Source organism: Bradyrhizobium sp., assembly GCF_049581145.1.
Taxonomy (GTDB): Bacteria; Pseudomonadota; Alphaproteobacteria; order Rhizobiales; family Xanthobacteraceae; genus Bradyrhizobium.
Map to the genome: position 1 here is coordinate 1 of NZ_JBAURI010000069.1, position 1557 is coordinate 1557.

At 65.7% G+C, this 1557-nt stretch carries 2 protein-coding genes; both read left to right on the forward strand.

Annotation, left to right across the window (positions count from 1 at the left end; translation table 11 throughout):
- The coding region (locus WCB02_RS01930) for a site-specific DNA-methyltransferase (protein WP_423955765.1) at positions 1-678 on the forward strand (678 nt) is incomplete at its 5' end.
- 193 nt (positions 679-871) lie between these two features.
- Positions 872-1557, forward strand: a 686-nt coding sequence (locus tag WCB02_RS01935) for a glutathione S-transferase family protein (protein WP_423955767.1), incomplete at its 3' end; no start/stop codon positions are given.

The window sequence follows — 1557 nt, forward strand, 5'->3', positions numbered from 1 at the left end:
ACCATGATCTGGGCGGCGCGCGACGAGAATGCCAAGGGCTACACCTTCAACTATGAAGCGCTGAAGGCCGCCAACGAGGACGTGCAGGCGCGTTCCGACTGGCTGATCCCGCTCTGCACCGGCGAGGAACGCCTCAAGGGCGCCGACGGCAAGAAGGTCCACCCGACCCAGAAGCCCGAGGGCCTGCTGGCGCGGGTGCTGCTGTCGTCCTCGAAACCCGGCGACCTCGTGATCGATCCGTTCAACGGCACCGGCACCACGGGCGCCGTGGCCAAACGTCTCGGCCGCCGCTACATCGGCTTCGAGCGCGACGCCGTTTACGCCAAGGCTGCGGAAGCGCGCATCGCCGCCATCGAGCCGCTGCCGGAGGCCAGCCTGGCGCCGTTCGTGACCGCGCGCGAGGCGCCGCGCGTGGCGTTCGCCGAACTGATCGAGCGCGGCATGATCCGGCCCGGCACGAAACTGGTCGATGCCCGGAAGCGCCATGGCGCGCTGGTCCGCGCCGACGGCGCCATCATGCTCGGCGACAAGGTCGGCTCGATCCACCGCATCGGCGCGGTGGCGCAGGGCGCCGAAGCCTGCAACGGCTGGACCTTCTGGCATGTCGAGACCAACGGCGGCCTGAGGTTGATCGACGAATTGCGCGCCGAAATCCGCGCCGGCATGGCGGCCGGCTGAGCTTTTCTCCAGGGCCGCGCATTTTCCTCTCGCCGTTTGCAGCACTCCGAATGCCGTCGGGGCAGCCCGCGGCGCCACGTCACGAACTCGTCGCTTGCGCACTTGACGAAACTTGCGCATGGAGATGGCTGCCCGCCGTCCGGCGCCGCACCCCCAACTCCTCCGAGACCGACGAAAAGCAAGGGAGAATTTGATGCTCAAATTTTACTTCAGCGGCGCGCCGAACCCGAACAAGGTCGCGCTGTTTCTGGAAGAATCCGGCCTGCCCTACGAGCCGGTCGCCGTCGATACCCGCAAGGGCGAGCAGTTCAAGCCGGAATTCCTCAAGGTGAATCCGAACGGCAAGGTGCCGGCGATCGACGATGACGGCGTGTTGGTGTTCGATTCCAACGCCATCCTGCTCTACCTGGCGGAGAAGACGGGAAAATTCCTGCCGCCGGCGACGCCGAAAAACCGCGCGGAGCTGTTGTCGTGGCTGATGTTCATCGCGACCGGGCTCGGCCCCTATTCGGGACAGGCGGTGCATTTCAAGCATTTCGCGCCGAAGGAGCTCGACTACGCGCATAACCGCTACCAGTTCGAGGCGCATCGCCATTACAAGATCCTCGACGATCACCTCGCCGCCAGCCGCTACATGGTCGACGACACCTACACCATTGTGGACATGGCGTTCTGGGGCTGGGCAAGGATGGCGCCGTTCGTGCTCGGTGACGACGTCTTCGCGAAATACCCCAACGTCAAGCGGCTGCTCGACGAGGTCTCGGCGCGGCCCGCGGCGGCGCGGGCGATCGCACTGAAGGACAAGTTCACCTTCAAGACCGAGATGGACGACGAGGCGCGCCACATCATGTTCGGCCACCTCAAGACCCAGGCGGCCTG